This window comes from Subdoligranulum sp. APC924/74 (genome assembly GCF_003324125.1).
GTDB lineage: Bacteria > Bacillota > Clostridia > Oscillospirales > Ruminococcaceae > Gemmiger > Gemmiger qucibialis.
Genome location: NZ_PSQF01000036.1, coordinates 1 through 20,624 on the forward strand (window position 1 = coordinate 1; position 20,624 = coordinate 20,624).

Below are 20,624 nucleotides of genomic sequence, written 5' to 3' on the forward strand. Positions count from 1 at the left end.
TTTTGGCAACGCAGATGCCGTGCCGCAGCCGCCGGAGCGGTGCTTAAGCCGTCAGGCGGGAATTGTGCGGTGTTGCCTTAGGTATTGTGCAGAAACCGGTCGCTTCAACACCCTAAAGTGTATCTGGAACCTTAGCAAAAACAGCACCGCCGCCCGGGTTTTTCCCTTTGGGCAGCGGTGCCGTTTTTGTTTATGCTATTGTTGAGTTACGGGGCAAAGCCTGCGATCAGATCAGGCCCATCAGGCTGGGCAGACCCAGAGACAGTGCCGGGATATAGGTAACAGCCAGCAGGGCCAGCACCAATGCGACAAAGTACGGGATCAGCTTGGAAGTGACCTGCTCGATGGAAACATGGCCAATGCCGCAGCCGACAAACAGAACGGAGCCAACCGGCGGGGTGATGTTGCCCAGGCACATGTTGAAGATGAGCATAACGCCGAACTGGATCTCGGTCATGCCAAAGCTGGTAGCGATGGGCAGGAAGATCGGGGTAAAGATCAGGATAGCCGGGGTGATATCCATGAACATGCCGATCACCAGCAGGATGATGTTCATCAGCAGGAAGATGATGTACTTGTTGCTGGTCAGACTCATCAGGCCGTTGGAGATGGCTGCCGGGATGCCGGAGTAAGCCATAACAAAGGACATGGCGGAGGAAGCGGAGATCAGGAACAGGATGATACCGGAAGTTTTGGCGGAATCCAGCAGGATCTTCAAGAAGCTCTTGAACGTGATGCTCTTGTAGACGATGGAGAGGATCAGACAGTACAGAACTGCGATGCCAGCGCCCTCGGTAGCGGTGAAGATACCGGAAACGATACCGCCGATAACGATGACGATGAGCAGCAGAGAGGGCACAGCGTCCCAAATGGTCTTGCCGATGCTCTTGCTCTTATCATAACCGGTAGCTTTCATGCCTGCCTTTTTGGCGCCGACAAAGGCAACCAGCATGCAGCACAGGCCCATCAGGATGCCGGGAACGTAACCAGCCATGAACAGGGTGGAGATGGAAACACCGCCAGCAACGGTGGAGTAAACAATGAATGCGGAGGTGGGCGGGATCAGCAGGCCGGTGGGGGCGGAAGCAATGTTGGCTGCTGCAGAGTAAGCGGGGTCATAGCCGTTTTCTTCCTCAATGGGGCTGATGCAACCGCCCATGGCGGAAGCAGCAGCAACAGAGGAACCGGACAGTGCGCCGAACAGCATGTTGCCCAGGATGTTGGCCTGTGCCATGGAGCCGGGGATCTTGCCAACGAACAGCTGGGCAAAGTTGACCAGGCGCTTGGCAATACCGCCGTTGTTCATGATGTTGCCAGCCAGGATGAAGAGGGGCACAGCCAGCAGAGAGAAAGACTCAACGCCGGAGTTCATCTTCTGCATGGTGATAAAGGTGATCTGGTCCCAAGACAGGGTGGACATGGCGGTTACAATGGAAGAAACCACGATGCTGATGGAGATGGGCACGCCCAAAAACAGCAGCACGCCGAACACAGCAAAAAGGATAACGGTTGTCAGTGTAATGCTCATTGTTCTGTGCCCTCCTTAGCAGTCAACTTTTTCGCCGGTGATATCTTCATAAATGTTGATGATCTGGGCGATGATGATGAAAATGCCGGAAATCGGAGCGATGGAGTACACCAGACTGCGGGGGATGCCCAGCAAAGCGGAAAATTCGCGGCTGGCAGAAACAGCCAGCTTGAAGCCGCCGATGGTGATGACGAAGATCGCCAGCAGCAGGATCAGGCCGTCGATGGCAACCAGCAGAGCGGTGTGGGCCTTGCCGGTGAATTTATCGCGCACCAGCGTCAGGGACATATGCTCGCGGGTGGAGAATGCGTAAGCTGCACCGATAAAGCCGGTCCAGATCAGGCTGTAGCGCACCAGTTCCTCCGTAAAGGCAACGGGGCTGTTGAGGACATAACGGGAGAACACCTGGATGAGAACCAGGATGGTCATGAAAGACAGCAGAACGGCGCAGGCAATGCTGAGGAACTTATCCATCCAGAACTTTACTTTACCCAAAAACTGTTTCATGTTTTATTCCCCCTCTCGTGCAGCTTCAATCGTATCCATCAGGGTCTTAACGCCGGGATACTGTTCTTCGTATGCTTCGATCATGGGCTGGGTTGCTTCGCGGAAAGCTTCCTTGTCTACATCGTAAACAAACTCAACGCCCATGGTTTCCTGTGCTTCTTTTACAGCTTCTTCAATGGCCGTATCCCACATGACCTTATGGGCCTCGGTAGAGTTGTGGGCAGCTTCCAGAATGATCTCCTGATCTTCCGGGGAGATCTGCTTCCATACCTTTTCGCTCATGATCAGAACGTCGGGGATCATGGCGTGCTGGTCAACGGAGTAGACCTTGCACACTTCGCCGTGCTTGCCGGTGGTCAGTGCGGTTTCGTTGTTTTCGGTGCCGTCAATGATGCCGGTCTGCAGGGAGGTATACACATCGCCGTAAGACATGGCAACGGGAATGCCGCCCAGATAGTTCATCATATCGGTCTGGGACTTCATGTCCTGCACGCGGATCTTCAGGCCCTTCAGGTCAGCCGGGGTGCGGATGGCTTTGTCTTTGGTGTAGAAAGAGCGGGCGCCGGAGGTGTAATAGGTCAGGGTAACAAAGCCGTCATCGCCGGTAGAGAGGAAGAAATCCTGCATCTGCTGGGAGTCCATGACATGGTAGAAATCCTCGGTATCATTAAAGATGTAAGGCAGGCCGAATGCGTTGTAGGCTTCGTTGTACGTTGCCAGACCGGGGGCAGAAACCTTGGTCATGGCGATAACGCCTGCCTGCAGCTGCTCCAGGTTCTCGTTTTCGCTGCCGAGCTGGCCGTTGGGGAAGATCTTGACCTGGACGCGGCCACCGGTCTTTTCGTTCACTTCCTCAGCAAACTGGGTCATGGCAATGTGGACGGTGTGGGCCTCGGACAGGCCGTGGGCCAGCGTCAGAACCAGTGGGTTTTCTGCGCTGTAGCTGGTGTCAGCCGTGGTGCTGGATGCGCCGCAGCCGGCCATCAGCCCGGCGCACAGCACAGCAACCGTTGCCAGCGCTGCAATCTTTTTGAACATTTTGTTTCCTCCTTCTATTTTGTATCGCGTTTTACGGCGCGTTACATACCAATCAGATCAAACTGCTCAAACGAGACCATGACCTCATGGTCCTTTTTGGGGTTGGGGTATTTGACCTGCACGCTCTTCAGGCGCTGGCTGTAGTACCAGCCGCTCTCGGCTTCCTCAAACTTGCGGCGGTGCAGGAAGTGCGGCAGCTCCTTGCCGTCCAGCTGCACATAGAACGGGGATTTTTCGCGGTGGATCATATCCAGATACATGCTTTCCACAGCGGTATCGTAATCGCCCTCGTTGGTAAAGTGAACGTAAGTCTTTACGCCTGCGGTCACGGCAATGCGGGTCTTGAGGTAAGCGCCCTTCAGGTACTCATTGGTGCAGCCGTCATCCTCGTACAGAACAAACTCGGAATCCACATCCGGTGCCATCAGGATCTCCAGCTCAGTGGTCTTTTCGGTCATCAGGTTGTGCAGGCGGTTGCCGCTCATGGGCAGGATAGCACCGCTGCGCACAAACAGCGGGATGCTGGAAATATCGACCGGTACCTCGATCGTCTGGCCGGGAGCGTACTCCTCGCGGGTGTAGAAGTTGTAGAAGCGCTCGTTTTCGTTCTCGGTCTTGGGCAGGTAGACAGGGCGCACGGTCTGGCCCTTTTCCACAACGTTGGCCACCAGCAGAGAATCGCCAAACATGAAGTCAACGCCCTCATCATAGGTGGCGGGGTCGTTCTGGAACACGGCGAAGGTGGGCTGCCAGATTGGCAGGCCGCTTTCGTGGGCGCGCACCATCAGGGAATACAGCATCGGGCTGAGCTTATAGCGGAAGTTGATGGCATCGCGGATGTACTGCTTTTTATCACTGAACATCCAGGGCTCGGTCACGGTGTTGTCGGTGTTGGTGGAATGGATGGAGAAGCGCGGCTGGAAGATGCCGTTCTGCACCCAGCGCACGAACAGCTCGGCCTCCGGTGCGGGGCCATAGAAACCGCCGATATCGCAGCCGTGGTTGGAAACGCCGCACAGGGCCATGCCCAGGATGGTGGCAATGTTGTATTTCAGGGTATCCCAGTGGGTCAGGTTATCGCCTGCCCAAACCTGGGCGTAACGCTGGATGCCGGCATGGCCGGAACGGCAGACAGAGAAGGGACGGCAGTTGGGGTCGTACTCTTCAATGGCTTCGTTGGAAAGCTGGCACATCAGGTTGCTCATCACCGGCTTCATGGTGCCGATGGTGCTGCCCTTGCCTTCAAAATAAACCTTGGCGTCCTTGTCCACCATGCTGTCATACTCGCAGTTGTCGTTCCACAGGGAGCGGCAGCCGTAACGCAGCAGGGCGTCCTTGATGTACTGTTTCCAGTGTTCGCGGGTGGACTGCTTGGTAAAGTCCACAAACAGGCCGGGGCCGCCCCACCAGGTGCCCACCGCCAGGCCGTCCACACCGGCGTTGTCATCGGATGCAGGCAGGAACATATCCTTTGCCTTCATCTCTTCCAACAGGGGGTGAACCAGCAGCATGCCGGGTTTGATGTTGGGCGAAACAAGAATGCCGCGCTTGACCATCTGGGCAAACCAGTCAGCGGGGTCCTTAAAGCGCTTGTTGTTCCAGGTGAAGGTGCAGCGCTTGATGCCCTGCTCGGTTTCCACGGCGCAGTAGCCGGAGGAAAGCTGGAAGCCGTCCACGGGGATATCCTCCTCATGGGTGGTATCAATAAATTCCAGCACAGCGTCATCGCTGTTTTCCGGCAATTCGGGGTAGTACATGGAGCTGCCCAGGTAGCCCAGCGCTGCTTTGGGCAGCATGACGGACTTGCCGGTCAGATCGGTGTAACGCTCAATGATATCGCGGATGGAGGGGCCTGCGATCAGGAAGAGATCCACATCCCCGGCATCGGTGCGGTAGGTGGAGTAACGGTGCCAGTAGTTACGCTTTTCGCGGCCCATGTTGAAATCACATTCAGCGGTGTTGTGGTAGAAGTAACCAACTGCCTGTTTGGTACCGCGGTTCAGCTTGATGTAGAACGGAATGTGTTTGTACAGGGAATCGGTCTCCTTGGCATTGTAGCCCATGGCATCGCCGGGGGCCATGTTCATGTACTTTTCAGCCTTGTTGATCTCGCCGGATTTTTCGCCAAAGCCATAGAAGCAGTCGTCGGCTTCGATCTGGGAAGCGTGCATGCGGCGGTGGTTGGAATCCTCACGATAAGCAAGGTCGGGAATGTCTGCATGCAGCAGGCTGCCATCTTTATCGTATACCATGATACGGAAGGGTGCCTTTTCCACAACCACCTTCAGGCGGCTGCCCTGGATCACGGCCTGCTTGTCACCATCGGTCAGTTCGGCAGCGGCGGTCTGCACGCGCTTGCGGCAGTCCTTCATCAGCTCGTCCGTGCGGGAGTCCCAGGCGGTCATGGTCAGACTGTAGGACGCTTCGTCCCAGTCCCCATCAAAACCGGCGCGGATACGCAGAATATCGTCCGTCAAAAACCAGATGCGGATCTCCACCGCATTGGTGGAAACCGAGAAGCAGTTTTCCAGCTTTTTGACCTGGCCTGCCGTGTAGCAAACTTTCATGTACAAGCTCCTTCCCTTTTCTGTTCCATGTATTTGTCCGTTTTTTGGGCCTGCTTAAAAATTACGGTCACGCACTTTCTGCTCGTCAGTGGGCATATTGAACAGAAACCGCCATTCCTTTCCCCATAATCCATAGCAGCCTTTTATTTCATCCCTATCATATCAAAGTTCGTTCATTTTTTCCTCACATTTTGTAGCCTAAATATTGCAAAATGTGATATAGTCGAGGTTGAAGGCCGAATAGGCGGTGGGACGGAGGTGGGATTGGGGATTTGGATTGGATGAGGTTGGCACATCTTCAGCACTGCTTGTTTCCTGCAGTTCTGGCTTTTCCTTTTATATTGTAAGCCGCAACCCGTCTACACCCAGCGTAACCGGGGCGTATCCTTTTCTGTACTGTGCAGCCATTTCCGTATTTCTTACTCCGGTTCCTTCACACCGGTGTATGCCGGTACGGATGATTTTCGGCAGTACAAATGCCTGTTCATTTGAACTGCTCAAAAGATGTAAGGCAATACTGCATAATTCTAAGTGCCGATACGGCGAGCGAGGTGCGGCAGATGCTAAGCCAAAAGCGCAGATAATACTGGATGCTGCAAAGGTGAGCGCCGCCAGTGGCGGAAACAGCGAACCGAAGCAGGGGCAGCGGTCGCAGAGTGCGAGGGGCTTTTGCCCCCGAAGCACGATGCGGGTACCGCAACCCGACATTATCGAGCATTTTGGCAACGCAGATGCCGTGCCGCAGCCGCCGGAGCGGTGCTTAAGCCGTAAGGCGGGAATTGTGCGGTGTTGCCCTAACTTTTTCGTGTACGACTCCCTATGTTTCTTGACGGAATGAGCAATTCAGGATATGCTATGAGCAGTTGGATTGCTCAGTCATTATGATACGCACCTCAAATGCCTTCGCCATAGACTTGCGCAATTTGATGGCGCAAGCTTTTTGTGGACAGGAGTGATCACCAAAATGACGTTTGGAGAGAAATTCAAGGCTGAACGGGAGAAGCGGAAGCTGACCCAGCAGGAAGTAGCCGATGCACTGGGGATCAACAGACGTATGATTACCCGGTACGAGAACGGCATTTTCTTTCCACGCACCAAAGGCTCTTACAGAAAAATCGCGGATTTGAAAAGATGCTCAATGATCTCAAGGCACAAGCCTCTTACGAGGCGGATGAGATGGAACGCCTCAAAGCCGAAGGTCGAGAGAAGTCCGCGACGTATCGGCAGTTTTTTGGCAACCGGCTCTTTTATAAGCAGCTGCTGAACACCTATAAGAAATACGGCTTAAGGGACTAAGCGCATCCGGAAGAGAATGGAGAAAGACAGGTGATGTTATGAACTGGATCAATGAATTGTCGTGGTTATGGGAAACACTTGGCATTGCGCTTATTGCTGCGGCTGTCTGCGTAGCTTGCGCCGCTCTGATCTGCAAAGCAGCGAAGAAGAAAATCAACAAAAATGTGTTGGCTGTCATCGGTGCTACAGCGTTTGTGGGCGCGATTCTGGCGGTCATTCTGATTGCCCGGACACCGATGCCGATTTGATTAGACAGGAGGCTTTTACTATGGATAAGGAAAAATATTCGATCATATTCAGCAGCTTGACCGGCAACACAAAAAAACTTGCTGATACAATTCGCGCGGTGCTTCCGGCAGAAGACTGTGACTATTTCGGTGCGCCGAAAGCGGAAGAACTGCACTCCGAAATACTCTATATCGGGTTCTGGACGGATAAGGGCAACGCGGACAGTGCAACCTTGGAACTACTGTCAAAGCTGAGAGACAAAAAGGTTTTTCTATTCGGGACGGCGGGCTTTGGCGGCAGCGAGGCATATTTTCAGAAGATCCTTGAGCATGTTAAGCAGTCTGTTGGCCCAAGCAACTCCGTGTTCGGAGAGTATATGTGCCAGGGCAAAATGCCGCAGTCGGTACGGGATCGTTATATGAAAATGAAGACACAGCCGGAGCATCCGGCAAACATTGACGCTCTGATTGAGAACTTTGACCGTGCCCTCTCCCATCCGGATGAGGACGATTTGGAGAGACTGAGGAAAATCGTTTTGGATTGACAATAGAACAGGGGGATTCCTTAGGCAATACCGCACAATTCCCGCCTTACGGCTTAAGCACCGCTCCGGCGGCTGCGGCACCTCGCTCGCCGTATCGGCACTTAGAATTATGCGGTATTGCCATAAATTAAAAAAGAACGCTGCTTTTGAACCGCGGCGCAGGTGCGCCGCTCAAAAATTGGTGCGCTATCGAAACATGCAGGCGGCAGCCTTTTATCATCAAGTACCATAAAAGAACTGCTGCAAGCACTGCAAGCAGTTTTTATTCAGTCCTGCATTTTACAAATCATTCTACTGAAAATTCTACTATTTCTTCATAAAAACTTTCTAAAATCCTGTCGGACGCTGTGGTACAATAAACCTATCATAAAATAACATTCCGCACCACAAACCACAACAAGACAGGAGATTTGCCATGCGTAACGTAATTTCCCTGAACGAAAACTGGACCCTGACCTTCCCCAAGGGCGAACGCCCGGCTGAAGCGGTTACCCTGCCCCACACCTGGAACGCGGTGGATGGCATGGACGGCAACGGCAGCTATCTGCGCACCACCGGTGTTTACACCCGCACCTTTACTGCGCCCAAGCAGCCTTTGGCCGGCGGCCGCACCTATATTGAAGTTCTGGCCGCAGCCCTTTCCGCTACCGTCAAGGTCAACGGAACGGTTGCCACCACCCACGAGGGCGGTTACTCCATTTTCCGCGCTGATGTGACGGATTTGTGCCATGACGGCGAGAACGAGCTGACCATTGAAGTCAGCAACGAAGATACGCCGTCCATGTATCCCTCTTCCGCCGACTTCACGTTCTATGGCGGCTTGTACCGCGGCGTCAACCTGATCAGCGTGCCCAACACCCACTTTGACCTGGATTATTTCGGCGGCCCCGGCATTAAAGTTACCCCCAAACCGGCAGCGGACGGCGGCGCCACGTTCGAAATCAAAAGCTATGTGACCAACCCGGACGAAAACTTTACCGTGCAGTACAGCATTGAAGATCCCTATGGATTTGAGGTTGCTTCCGCCACCCGCCCGGCTGATAACACCGCCGTTACCCTGTATGTGCCTGATGCTGAGCTGTGGAGCATGGACGAGCCCAACCTGTACACCGTAATTGCCCGCCTGCAGCGCTGCAATGAATCCTATGACGATCTGTACGTCAATGTTGGTGTGCGCAGCTACACCGTCACCCCGGACGGCGGCTTTTCCATCAATGGCGTGCCCACCCCGCTGCGCGGTGTTTCCCGCCATCAGGATCGCTTGTACAAAGGCAACGCTCTGAGCATTGACGACCATTACGAGGATGCCCAGATGATCAAGGAAGTCGGTGCCAACACCATTCGTCTGGCTCACTACCAGCACAGTCAGGATTTCTATAACGCCTGCGACTCCATCGGTTTTGCCGTTTGGGCCGAGATTCCGTTCATCAGCGTGTTCAAACCCGGCGAGGATGCCCACGCACACTGCCGCCGCGAGATGACCGAGCTGATCATCCAGAACTACAACCACCCGTCCATCATGTTCTGGGGCATTTCCAACGAAATTTTGATTGGCGGCATCAGCCAGGAGCTGGTGGAACGCCACCACGACCTGCAGAAGCTGTGCAAAGAGCTGGATCCCACCCGTTCCACCACCATTGCCCATGTTTCGCACACCCCGACCGACGGCCCCATGCACCACATCACCGACCTGGAAAGCTACAACCACTACTTTGGCTGGTATGGCGGCAAGATTGAGGACAATGGTCCCTGGCTGGACAAGTTCCACGCCGAGCACCCCGATATCTGCCTTGGCGTTTCGGAATACGGCTGCGAAGGCATCATCAACTGGCACAGCAGCACCCCCCAGTGCAAGGATTATACCGAGGAATACCAGGCCGTATATCATGAATATATGGCACAGGCCTTTGAGGATCGTCCCTGGATCTGGGCCAGCCATGTATGGAACATGTTCGACTTTGGCTGCGCAGCCCGCAACGAGGGCGGCGTGGCAGGCCGCAACAATAAGGGCCTTGTTACCATTGACCGCAAAACCCGCAAGGACAGCTTCTACCTGTATCAGGCATACTGGACCAAGGACCCGATGGTGCACATCAACGGCCGCCGCTATGCCCAGCGCGCCGGGGAAACCACCGAAGTCAAGGTTTACTCCAATCAGGACTGCGTGACCCTGTACCTGAACGGCAAGGAAGTTGGCACCCAGCAGGCCCACCGCGTGTTCCACTTTACCGTGGCGCTGGCCGAGGGCTTTAACACCCTGCTGGCCGTGGCCGGTTCCGCCAAGGATTCCATCACGCTGGAAAAAGTAGAGAAAGAGCCCGCCTGCTACACCCTGCCGGAGTTCAATGAGCGCCAGGAGGGCGTTGCCAACTGGTTTAAGCAGATGGGCAGCCTGGATCTGGAATCCCCGATGGAATTCCCCGAAGGGTACTATACTATCAAGGACTCTATGGCAGAGCTGGCCAAGAACAAGGAAGCTTTTGCCATTGTTGCCAAGGCCGTAAAGCTGGTCACCAACTTTGACCTGAAACCCGGCCAAGGGATGTGGAGCATGATGAGCGGCATGAGCCCCGAACACATGAGCGGCATGATCTCCACCGACATGCTGGGGGATAAGTTCCTGCCCAGCCTGAACGCCCAGCTGATCAAGATTAAAAAGTAATCCCCTGCCTTTTTAACCCCATAAAGGCAGACGGAACAGCAAGCAAAAACGCCAGAGCAGCACCCGGTAAGGGTTGCTGCTCTGGCGTTTTTATTCGCGTATTATTGTTATTTTTGTCGTTGTTAATTCTTTTTCTTCCTGTGCGTCCGGTTTTGCGGTAAAAAAGTGTTTCACCTTTTCTGCCCCGGCTGCATCCATAGGGTACTGGGCTTTGATGCGCCCATCCTCAAAACGCAAAATTACCGTGCAGCAGGTCAGCAACGAATCGCACTGGCTATGGCGCATCCGGTAGAACGCTTTTATGCTTTTCCCTCTCGCCCGCTTATTTGGCGCAGGTCAAATCGCTTGCCTTGGCCGCATAATCAAACAGGCCATCGTTCTTTTCTTCCAGTGCCTTGATCATGTGATAGGTATACTCGTTATACGGCGTGGGAATGCCAAGTTCCTGCCCCATCCGCATCAGCGCACCGGAGAACATGTCAATTTCGGTGTGCCGCCCGGCATCCAGATCCTGTAACGTGGAATAGCGCGTTGCAGGTGGAACCAGGCTGCCATGGCGGGAACTTGCATCCACCTTGCTCAAATCAATGCCCTTTGCCACGGCAATGGCCTCCAGCTCATGGCACAAACCATCGCTGATGGCTTTCATGTGGGCACTGCTCTGGTAACAGCCAACGCCCGCGCCCAAAATGGCCTGCGGCAGATTGTTGCAGACATTCAGGCGGAACTTGCTCCAGATTTCTTCCTTAATATATGGGGTAACGCGGGAATGAATGCCCGTACCGGCAAGCAATGCTTCCACCGCCTGCACGCGCTCGCTTTTCAGCGGTGCGGCAAGCTCGCCATAGATAATGCCGATGGTGGTTTCGGGGTTGAAGTGGTAGCCGTCGGCTTCCTTGTGGGAGGCCACCTTGATGAGGGAGGGCAGAACATGTTCCGCACCAATTTTGGCGGCGATGATTTCCTCACTGTCCACACCGTTCATCAGGCTCATCACGGTGGTGTTGGGGCCAACGGCGGCGGCAATGCTGTCCAGTGCGCCGGGCAGCGCACCGTATTTCAGCGCAACCACCAATAGATCCACGCCGTTTGCTTCCTGCGGGGTCCAAACCTGCGGGCGGTAGGTGGTGCCGTTGATGGTGATTCCCTGTTGTTTCAGCCGTTCGGCACGCGGGCCTTCGGCAATTACAGCAAGGCGAATATCCTTGCGGGAGCTGAGTCCCCAGATGACATAAGAGCCGACTGCACCGGCCCCCAGAACAGCAACAGATTTGATTTGCATGTTTCCCTTTCCCCTTTCGCCTGCAGTACTTTTTCTATTCCCGCGGGTAATCGTTGTATTTCTTTGGGGCTATTGTACCATACAGGAACGCTTTGGTTCAATTACTGCTCCATCGTATAGCTGACCCGATACTGGCCGGAGCCCACTTGGGCGGTAGGGCATCCGTTTTGTTCCGCAAAGGTCAGGCCGTCCGTTTCCAGCAGCTTGGCACCGGGTTCCAGGCAGATTTTTGCCGCTGCATTGGGTGGAATTGCCGCCGTAACGGTGATTTTCCCGTCATCAACTTGCCACTGCAGGGCATAGCGGCCAAAGGGGGTCTGGTGCCAGGCCTGGGCCCAGCGCAGCCCGCCACCGGGGCGCGGGGCCAGCCGTGCGGCGCAAAAACCTGCCGTGCCCGGCTGCTGGCCAATACCGGCGCACTCGCCGTACAGCCATGCCCCCACCGCGCCGTATGCGTAATGGTTGAAAGAGTTCATCCCCGCGGACCACATCGTGCCGTCCGGGCGGCGGCCATCCCAGTGTTCCCACACAGTGGTGGCCCCCTGCAGCACCTGATACAGCCAGCCGGGGTAATCTTTTTTCAACATCAGGTCATACGCCTGCTGCCAGCAGCCATTCTGGCTGAGCGCTGCGCAGAAATACGGTGTGCCCAAAAAGCCGGTAACCAAATGCCCGTTTTGTTGTTCCAACAGTTCCAGCAGGCGCTGGATCGTTTTCTGCTTCCACTTTTGCGGGGTCAGGCCAAAGCGCAGGGCCAGAATATGGGCTGTCTGGGTCTGGGCGGTCATTGCACCATCCAGAGTAAAAAAGTTTGCGGCAAAATCTTGGGCTGCCTGGCGGTGAACCCCCGCGTAAAGCTCTGCATCCTGCCGGTTGCCCAGTACCTCCGCCGCCAGCGCCAGCAGCTGGGCCGAAAGCGCATAGTACGCCTGGCTGGTCAGCGCCGTGGGGGTTGCGCCAAAATAACTGCCCGGTTCGGCGTCCAGCGCCACCCAGTCGCCCAGCTGCATCTTGAAATCAAACAGACCGTTTTGGGTGTTGGCGCGCATAAAATCCACCCAGCGCTTCATGCTGGGGTACTGGCTGCGCAGAATGGTATCGTCGCCATACATCTGGTACAGCACCCAGGGGATCACAGTCGCGGCATCGCCCCAGCCGGAAGCGCCATATGGGCAGTTTTTCATCAGCCAGTTGGCCTCGGTGTGGGTTTCCTCAATATTGGGCACCACATTGGCCACGCCGCCGTCCGGCAGCTGGTCCACGGCAAGGTCTTTCAGCCACTTGCTGTAAAAAGTCCAGGTATCGGCCAGCCAGCAGGCGGTCTCGCAAAAAATCTGTGCATCGCCGGTCCAGCCAAGGCGTTCATCGCGTTGGGGACAATCGGTGGGCACATCCAAAAAGTTGCTTTTCAGCCCCCACAAAATGTTATGGTTCAACTGGTTCACCAGCGGTTCGGAACAGGTAAACTCCCCCGCCGGCTGCATGGCGCTGTGCAGCACGCAGGCGGTAAAATTGGCCGGTTCCGGTTTTCCCGGCCACTGCACCACCAGCGCATAGCGGAATCCCATATAGGTAAACTGCGGCTGCCAGGTCACCGTTTGGCTGCGGGCAAAGGTATATTGCATGGTGGTGCGGGCTTTGCGCAGGTTGGCCAGGTAGGGGTTGCCATCGGCATCCAGCTCCTCAAAGCAGCGCAGTTCAGCCGCCTGCCCGGCTGTACCCTGCACGGTAATTTCCACCCGGCCCGCCATGTTCTGGCCAAAATCCACCACTGTGCTGCCATCCGGCGCGGTAAACACCCGCTGCGCTGGGATGCGCTGCTGCACGCATACCTTGCCTGCGGCCTGGGCGGCCAGTTTGGCGGCAGGGTACGGCACGGTGTGCACGGCGTGCCAGCGGCCTGCGGGGGTGTTTTCCGGCGTTTCGCATTCGGCCCAGTGGGGCAGTTCCAGCGCGGCATCGTATGCTTCTCCGTGGTAAATCTCTGAGAATATCACAGGTGCCTTCGTTCCCTGCCATGCTGGGCCGGTGTTCACGGTTTCACGGGTGCCATCGGCATACACAAGGGTCAACTGCATGGCAAAGGCGGTGGTATCGCCATAGTTGTTGCGGGAGCGGGTCAGGCCCATCACACCCTTGTACCACCCGGCCCCCAGCATTGCCCCGGCCATGTTGAGGCCGGGGTGCAGCATGGCAGTGACCTCATAGGTCTGGTAGAGCAGGCGGCGGTTATAGCTTGTCCAGCCGGGGGTCATCTCATCGGTGCTGACCTTTTGGCCGTTGAGATAAACATTATACAGCCCCAGCGCCGTGGTGCAGGCATACGCGGCCCGCAGCCCCGGCTTTACGGTGAACGCCGCGCGCACCATTGTACCGGCGGAGGATTCCCTGCAGGTTTCGGGGGATTCCGCGCTCACAAACTCGGCTTTCCACTCGGCTGCCGGGTCCAGCAGGGCGGTGATGAACACCGCCGGTTCGCTCCACAGGGTCTGCTGGGGGCCAGCAGCGGTATCGGCCCAAACCTGCACACGGGCGTAATATTTTTGCAGCGATTGCAGCGTCAGGCCCGCCGCGTGCACCGCGGTGGAGTTTCCGGTTTCACAGGTTTCATCGTACAGCAACGCGGCAAAATCCGGGGTCAGGGCAACTTGCAGGCGGTACTGCGTCTGGCGGATGTTCCGGCAGTTCCCTTCCAGCTGCCAGCCGAACACGGGGGTATGGTCCAGCCCAACGGGGGTCCGCTCATGGTCAAACCAGAGGCCGGTCACAGTCAGCATGGTTCACTCCCCCTTTTGCGCCATATACTGGGCAAACAACGCCAGCTTGGCGTACAGATCATCCAGGATCAGACGGCTGTCGATCCCCTTATACACCCGAATGGGCCGATTGCGGCCGATGGCGGCATAAGTCTGGTCCGCCGTTACATAGGGCGCGGGCACCCAGTCAAACTGGAAGCGGTGTTCATACAGCAGCAGGCCGGGGGCGGGGTTATCGCCCAAAACCCAACTTTCGCCCGTGCGGAACGCGCTGGCGCGGGATTCCGGCGTTTGGCTGTAAGCCACCAGCTGGTCAAACAGGTAGCGGCCCACGGCTCCCTGGGGGCGCACACGGTATTCCAGTTCCGCCATACTGACCGGCATCATCTCGTACACATTTTTGGGCACCTGCCACACCGGCATGGTACTGCCAAACACCACGTTGACGGCGTTGACATCATTGCCCAGGTTGAACTCCGGCCCGCCCACAGGGTACGGTGCGCCGCCGATCCAGATTGCGGTCAGCCGGCCCGCAATGCGGGGTTCCTGCAAATAGGCGCTGGCCAAATCGGTCAGTGGGCCAAGCAGCAGCACAAACAGCGGGCGGGTATCCTCTTTCATCGCTTCACGGATGATCAGCTTCGCGCCTTCGCTGGGCACCGGGGTAGCGGCATCCGGCAAAGCGTGGGGCGCACCGTGCAGCACCGGAACCGTCAGCTGCATCAGGACCGTCAAGTCTTTCAGACCCTGCCAGCTTTTCTGCATTCCGTTGGGGTCGCGGGTGCCAAAGTGGGCGGCCACCACGCCGACATTATCAAACTTGGGGCTCAACAGTGCCTGCACAACAGCAAACGGATCGTCTGCTTCGTTGCAAAGGTCGGTATCGGTAATTACACGCACCATTTTTTCTTCCGGCACGGGGAAGTTGTAGTGGGTACAGGTCATGCTTTCCTCCTATTTTATGTTCCGGGTGCTGCGGCTTGCAGTGGGGGGCAGCAGCCCGTTTTTTATTAAAGGCAATACCGCACAATTCCCGCCTTACGGCTTAAGCACCGCTCCGGCGGCTGCGGCACGGCATCTGCGTTGCCAAAATGCTCGATAATGTCGGGTTGCGGTACTCGCATCGTGCTTCGGGGGCAAAAGCCCCTCGCACTCTGCGACCGCTGCCCCTGCTTCGGTTCGCTGTTTCCGCCACTGGCGGCGCTCACCTTTGCAGCATCCAGTATTATCTGCGCTTTTGGCTTGGCATCTGCCGCACCTCGCTCGCCGTATCGGCACTTAGAATTATGCGGTATTGCCTAAAGTGTCGCGCATCTTCTACACAAAAAAGGGGCGGCTCTGTGTGAACCGCCCTGTTTTATGTTAGGGTGTATCTGAAAAGTCGAAAATATCGTCTATTTCTACAAACACAGCCGGATTTTACATTAAAAAGCCTTACATCCTGCTTGTGCTTGCGAAGTATCCGTCATTTTCTTGGTTTTCAGATACGCCTTAGTCCGCCAAAAAGGCCGCAAACTTTTTGTGCAGTTCTTCCTCGCTCAGGGTTGGGCTGTCCACCGTCAGTTCGCGCGCCAGGTTCAGGGCAAAAATACCCATGATGGATTTTGCATCCACGCAGTAGCGCCCGGAATGCAGGTCCACATCTCCGGGCACCGTGGCCGCAATGCGGTTAAACTCTTTCACTTCACCAATGCTGTTCAGCCGGATGGTAACACTTGCCATTGCCAGTTTGCTCTCCTTTTTGCCGCGGGCATCTGCGGTGTTCTGCCGCCAAAAGCCCGGCTAAAATGTAATGTTCAGCTGCTTGATGCAGGCAGCATCCCCTTTGGTGCCGCCGCGGGCGTACAGGGCCAGGCGCGCGCCGGTCCAGGTTGCCTTGGCAACGGGTTGGGCTCCCCCCAGCGGCACTGCGGTGCCATCTGCTGCCAGCAGGGCATACTGCACCTGCTTGGCAGCCGTTATTTTCATTGTAACGGTTATTTCATCCGTGTCAACCATTTTTTCGGCAAGGATCGTTTCTTCTGCATCGCCGGTGGAGGCAAGGTCTTTCACCATGCCCTGTACCAACTGCACAGTGCAGCCCTGCGCGGTGCGGCAGAGCTCAATGGCGGAATATTTCTGCCCCATCACGCTAAGCCCTACTTTAGCTCCGGCGCCGCACCCGGCCAGGGCAAGGGTAACGTTTGCGGTAAAATCCGCTGCAGGCAGCATCTGACTGAGCACATTGGGCTGCCGCCACAAACTTCCGCTGGCCCCGCAGACCAGATGCAGTGCATCCCCCGCCACCGGGCGCAGCCAGGCTTCGGGCTGGGGGTTGGCCTGCCATTGCCATTGCAGGCCGGGCTTGCCGTTTGTAAAGCTGTCCCCTATTTGCAGGCCGGGACCAGCTTCGCCTTTGGGGCAGTCCCACTCGGTCACCGGCTCACCGATGCCATCGCCGTTTTGTTCCAGGCCGATGAACGGCCAATCGTTGTGCCAGCACATAGGCTGCAGGTGTACCACGCGGCCCAGTTCAAACCGGTCCTGGAAATGCAGGAACCAATCGCTGCCGTCCGGCGCTGTGACCCACGCGCCCTGGTGGGGGCCGTTGATGGAGCTGGCCCCCTGGTGCATGACGATTTTTTCCTCATACGGGCCGTACACATTGCGGGCGCGCAGCACGGTCTGCCAGCCGTATTCCACACCGCCTGCCGGGATAAAGATGTAATACCAGCCGTTGCGCTTGTACATTTTGGGGCCTTCGGCGGTGGGCTGGCTCAGGGTGCCATCAAACACGATGGGGCCGTCCTCCACCACTTCCAGCGTTTCGGGATCCAGGCGGGAAAGCTGGATCTTGTGCTTAATGCCGCAGCGGCTTTTGGCAAAGGCGTGGGCCATATACACGCTGCCGTCATCGTCCCACAGGGGGCAGGGATCGATCCACCCGCTGGCGGATTTTACGCAGTGCAGCGCACTCCAGGGGCCGGCGGGGTCGGTGGCTTCGGTGTAAAAAATGCCCTCGTCCGGCAGGGGAATGAATGCATAGAACCTGCCCGCATGGTAGCGCAGCGCCGGGGCCCAGGTGCCGCAGCCATGGGCGGGCTGGGCATAGCGGTCAAACGGCAGACGCTCCACGCAGTTGCCGATGCGCTCCCAGTGGACAAGATCCTTGCTGTGCAGCACCGGCACGCCGGGCAGGTAGGTAAAGCTGGAAGAGATCAGGTAATAGTCCTCCCCCACGCGGATGGCGTCGGGGTCACTGAAATCCATGGGCAGCACCGGGTTCTGGTAGCAGCCATTTTTGATATCGGTCACATAACGGTCCATTGCTTTTATCCTTTCTTGTGTTCGCTTTCCAGCAGCAGCTCACATGCAGCTTCCAGCACGCAGGCGGAAGCCCACAGATTGTGGCTGAACCAGCTGCTGAACGGTCTGCCATCACTGAAGCGCTCCACATCCAGCCCATCGCTGGGGCACCAGCGTTCCGACAAAACGCCGTAACGGCCATAGCCGGTGGCTGCGGGGTACAGTTCCAGGCATTGCAGCATCCAGGCGGCAGAATCCGCCGCGCGGCTGGCGTAATAGCTGTCACCCGTCACCCGTGCCAGATAGCGCAGGTCCGTGTCAATAATAACCCCCATGGGGTGGATATGCGGGTTGGAAACCGAGGTAACGGCGCCGCCGCAGGCGGACCACCCCTGGTTCAGCGGGGTGTGCTCCGGGTAGGTCTTGTAGCCATAGCGCCACAGGAACTCGTACCCGGCGCTGTCTTTCATATATTGCAGGAATTCGGCCTTGCCGGTCTGCTCATACAGCAGGCGGCTGCCGCGCATGAAGGCCAGGTTGCCCTCCTCATCCACGGCTTTCCAGGTGTCCATGGGGGTACCGTAACAGTTCAGGTCCTTGACAAAGGTATGGTAGTAATCCAGCGCTTTTTCGGCGGAGTGCAGGCAGCGTTCTTCGCCGGTCAGGCGGTAGAGGTAAACCAGCGCCGGGGCAAACCAGCAGCCCGCAAAGCCGCTCCAATCCAGCACTTTGCGTTCCTGGGTGGAGTAAGTATAGCCGAAAGCGCCGTCTGTGCGCTGCAGATCCATGACGGTATGCAGCACCTTTTGGGCTGCATCCATCCATTTGGCCGGGCAGGGTTTGCCGTTTTGGTGCAGATAATCCATCGTTTTGGTCAGGTAGTGGACGGCGCTGCCCACTGTATAGGCACAGTGGCAGTCTTTGACCAGGCCGTACCCGGTCCACCAGCCGTTCACCTGGCTGCCCGCGGCATTGGGGGCCATCAGGTCGTTCAGCAGGCCGGAATTTTCGTTATACGCATCGGCAATGCGGTCAAACAGCTGTTCGCCACTCATGGCCGCGGCCAGCGGCGCTTCGGCATCCGCGCCAAGGGCATCGCGGCAGAGCACCAGCGGATAGGCCAGCACGCCGCCACCCGTCCAGCCGATCTCCGTCACCAGCCGCCAGGGGCGCATCTCGGTCTCCCTAGGCGGGCGGCAGCAGCGGTTGGTATACTCCCCCGCCGCCGCGTCAAAGTTCTGGTAGGCAAAGGTGTCCAGCATGCCCTGTACGGCCTGGCGCAGGGTATTGCGGGGGACGGCGCGGTCCTGGTGGCGGGCGTATTCCTGCCGGATGATCTCATGCAGCTCGGTTCGCGGGCCGCTGTGCAGGTAGATCCTGCCGCTGGTCTGCGCCTTGCAGGCCATGCTGCGGGTGGATGGCGCCGGGGTGGAGCGGTTTTTGAAGGTGGTGGGGTCGTTGGTGTACCCCAGGCTGATGCCGAACGCATCCGGCAAAGCGGCAAACACACCGTTGCGGATGATCCCGGCCTCGCTTTCGCTGTAGGGTTCCACCGCAGCGGCGGCCACTCCGCCGTCCCAGCAGAGGGCGGCGAGCGGCATGGCGGCGCGGTCCGCACGGAATTCCCACAGCGGCGCACAGAACGCCACCTCGTGGTGGTCCTTCGTCAGCAATGGAAATTCGCCAGGTTTGGCTTCCGCGGCGTGGTTATCGCCGTAAATATTGCAGGGGATCACATGGAAATAATCGCTCTGCCCCGGCACAGCCAGCCACATGCGCAGCTGGGTGGGGTTGGGCGCATCCATTTGCAGGGTGTAGCACAGCGTATCGCCAGCGGGGGTGAACTGCGCACTGTAATGCGCACCGTTCAGCGTCCAGTCAAAGCCGGACTGTGTGCAGGCAGTTTCCGGCACCGGCACCCAGGCATCCTCGATCCGGCAGGCAAAGCTGACGTTTAATGTTTGGGAATTCAGATCCAGTTTCATTATGATACCTCAACAAAAAATGCGGGCCGGGCAGTGCCGGCCCGCAACGGGTCAATGATTTTTAGGAGGGACAAACAAAAAAGAGGAAAACGAAAATCAGCCTTTCAGGCCGGAGGTTGCAATGCCTTCCACAAAATATTTCTGTGCGGCAAAGAAGAGGAGAACCAGCGGCAGAACCGCCACGCAGGCCATGGCCATAACGCGGCCCCACACCACAACACTTTCCGCGTCAACGGAAAGGCGCAGCGCCAGCGAGATGGTGTATTTTTTGACCGAGTTGATGAAGATCAAGGAGTTGAAGTAATCGTTATAGGTCCACAGGAACTGGAACAGGCCAGCGGAGAAGAGGGCCGGCTTCATCAGCGGCAGCAGGATCTGCCAGAAGATGCGGAAGGTGCCACAGCCATCAATGCAGGCGGATTCGTCCAGATCGCGGGGGATGCCGCGCATGAACTGGATGAGCTGATAGATGAAGAATGGGTAGCAGGCCAGCAGGGCGGGCACCCAGAATGGCATGTAGGAATCGACCCAGCCGAACTTGTTGAACAGAACGTAACGCGGGATGATGATGACCGAGTTGGGAAGCATCAGGGTGGCGATCAGGATGGCAAACAGCTGCTTTTTGAACGGGAAGTTGAACCGTGCAAAGCCATAGGCAACCAGCGCACTGGAAGCGATGGTCAGCAGCGTGGTGGGGATGACCATGATAAAGGAGTTGATGAAATAGGTTGCATAGGTATAAATACCGGCGCTTTTCCAGCCGTCAATAAAGTTCTGGAAGCTGAAGCTTTTGGGCATCAGTGCAATGGAGCCAAAAATTTCATCGTTGGTTTTGAACGCGGCCGAAATCATCCATGCAATGGGGAACAGCAGCACGCAGCCAATCAGGATGATGACCAGATAGGTCAGCACCAGGTTCAGGGTCTTTTTTTGTTGTTTTGTCATA

General features: G+C 56.8%; 16 protein-coding genes and 1 pseudogene. 5 read left to right on the forward strand and 12 right to left on the reverse strand.

The features are described 5' to 3' along the window. Positions 1-226: 226 nt before the first annotated feature. From C4885_RS09535 to C4885_RS09550, 4 genes are read right to left on the reverse strand one after another with little or no spacing between them, the layout of a single operon-like run. Positions 227-1,528 carry a TRAP transporter large permease gene (locus tag C4885_RS09535; protein WP_114000112.1) on the reverse strand — a complete coding sequence of 434 codons (1,302 nt, stop codon included), beginning with the start codon at positions 1,526-1,528 and terminating at the stop codon, positions 227-229. 15 nt (positions 1,529-1,543) lie between these two features. Next, positions 1,544-2,035 (reverse strand): TRAP transporter small permease, encoded by a 492-nt coding sequence (locus tag C4885_RS09540; RefSeq protein WP_114000113.1) that lies wholly within the window; start codon positions 2,033-2,035, stop codon positions 1,544-1,546. A gap of 3 nt (positions 2,036-2,038) precedes the next feature. Next, positions 2,039-3,073 carry a TRAP transporter substrate-binding protein gene (locus C4885_RS09545; RefSeq protein WP_114000114.1) on the reverse strand — a complete coding sequence of 345 codons (1,035 nt, stop codon included), beginning with the start codon at positions 3,071-3,073 and terminating at the stop codon, positions 2,039-2,041. A gap of 41 nt (positions 3,074-3,114) precedes the next feature. Then, positions 3,115-5,640, reverse strand: coding sequence for a TIM-barrel domain-containing protein (locus C4885_RS09550; protein WP_114000115.1), 2,526 nt, complete (start codon positions 5,638-5,640; stop codon positions 3,115-3,117). Between the two features lie 964 nt (positions 5,641-6,604). On the opposite strand from C4885_RS09550, the pseudogene C4885_RS17040 reads away from it, so the two are divergent. From C4885_RS17040 to bilS, 4 genes and pseudogenes are all read left to right on the forward strand, one after another. Continuing rightward, positions 6,605-6,721 (forward strand): annotated as a pseudogene (locus tag C4885_RS17040) (helix-turn-helix domain-containing protein); the annotation flags it as partial. 50 nt (positions 6,722-6,771) lie between these two features. Beyond that, entirely contained in the window at positions 6,772-6,936 is a 165-nt protein-coding gene (locus tag C4885_RS16665; protein ID WP_199488097.1) for a hypothetical protein, read from the forward strand. Between the two features lie 38 nt (positions 6,937-6,974). Further along, the gene (locus C4885_RS09560) at positions 6,975-7,184 is read left to right on the forward strand and encodes a hypothetical protein (RefSeq protein ID WP_114000116.1); all 210 of its coding nucleotides are present in this window, start codon (positions 6,975-6,977) and stop codon (positions 7,182-7,184) included. Positions 7,185-7,204: 20 nt separating this feature from the next. Further along, positions 7,205-7,708 (forward strand): flavodoxin family protein BilS, encoded by a 504-nt coding sequence (bilS, locus tag C4885_RS09565; protein ID WP_114000117.1) that lies wholly within the window; start codon positions 7,205-7,207, stop codon positions 7,706-7,708. A 107-nt stretch (positions 7,709-7,815) separates the two neighbouring features. Here the strand turns inward: bilS and C4885_RS17205 are convergent, their stop codons facing one another. Next, the gene (locus C4885_RS17205) at positions 7,816-7,938 is read right to left on the reverse strand and encodes a hypothetical protein (RefSeq protein ID WP_256359664.1); all 123 of its coding nucleotides are present in this window, start codon (positions 7,936-7,938) and stop codon (positions 7,816-7,818) included. A gap of 185 nt (positions 7,939-8,123) precedes the next feature. On the opposite strand from C4885_RS17205, the gene C4885_RS09570 reads away from it, so the two are divergent. Next, on the forward strand, positions 8,124-10,370 hold the full coding sequence (locus C4885_RS09570; RefSeq protein ID WP_114000118.1) for a glycoside hydrolase family 2 TIM barrel-domain containing protein: 2,247 nt from the start codon (positions 8,124-8,126) through the stop codon (positions 10,368-10,370). Positions 10,371-10,692: 322 nt separating this feature from the next. On the opposite strand, the gene C4885_RS09580 is transcribed toward C4885_RS09570, so the two are convergent. From C4885_RS09580 to C4885_RS09610, 7 genes are all read right to left on the reverse strand, one after another. Continuing rightward, positions 10,693-11,652, reverse strand: a complete 960-nt coding sequence (locus C4885_RS09580; protein WP_114000120.1) for a ketopantoate reductase family protein — start codon at positions 11,650-11,652, stop codon at positions 10,693-10,695. A gap of 101 nt (positions 11,653-11,753) precedes the next feature. After that, positions 11,754-14,429: an alpha-L-rhamnosidase gene (locus C4885_RS09585; RefSeq protein ID WP_114000121.1), complete on the reverse strand. Its 2,676-nt coding sequence runs from the start codon at positions 14,427-14,429 to the stop codon at positions 11,754-11,756. Between the two features lie 3 nt (positions 14,430-14,432). Next, positions 14,433-15,353, reverse strand: coding sequence for a nucleoside hydrolase (locus tag C4885_RS09590; protein ID WP_114000122.1), 921 nt, complete (start codon positions 15,351-15,353; stop codon positions 14,433-14,435). Positions 15,354-15,899: 546 nt separating this feature from the next. Beyond that, positions 15,900-16,130 carry an HPr family phosphocarrier protein gene (locus C4885_RS09595; protein WP_114000123.1) on the reverse strand — a complete coding sequence of 77 codons (231 nt, stop codon included), beginning with the start codon at positions 16,128-16,130 and terminating at the stop codon, positions 15,900-15,902. A gap of 60 nt (positions 16,131-16,190) precedes the next feature. Further along, positions 16,191-17,714, reverse strand: coding sequence for a glycoside hydrolase 43 family protein (locus tag C4885_RS09600; RefSeq protein WP_114000124.1), 1,524 nt, complete (start codon positions 17,712-17,714; stop codon positions 16,191-16,193). Positions 17,715-17,719: 5 nt separating this feature from the next. Next, positions 17,720-19,678, reverse strand: coding sequence for a hypothetical protein (locus C4885_RS09605; protein WP_114000125.1), 1,959 nt, complete (start codon positions 19,676-19,678; stop codon positions 17,720-17,722). A 96-nt stretch (positions 19,679-19,774) separates the two neighbouring features. Then, positions 19,775-20,623, reverse strand: a complete 849-nt coding sequence (locus C4885_RS09610; protein ID WP_114000130.1) for a carbohydrate ABC transporter permease — start codon at positions 20,621-20,623, stop codon at positions 19,775-19,777. Between the last annotated feature and the right edge of the window lies 1 nt (position 20,624).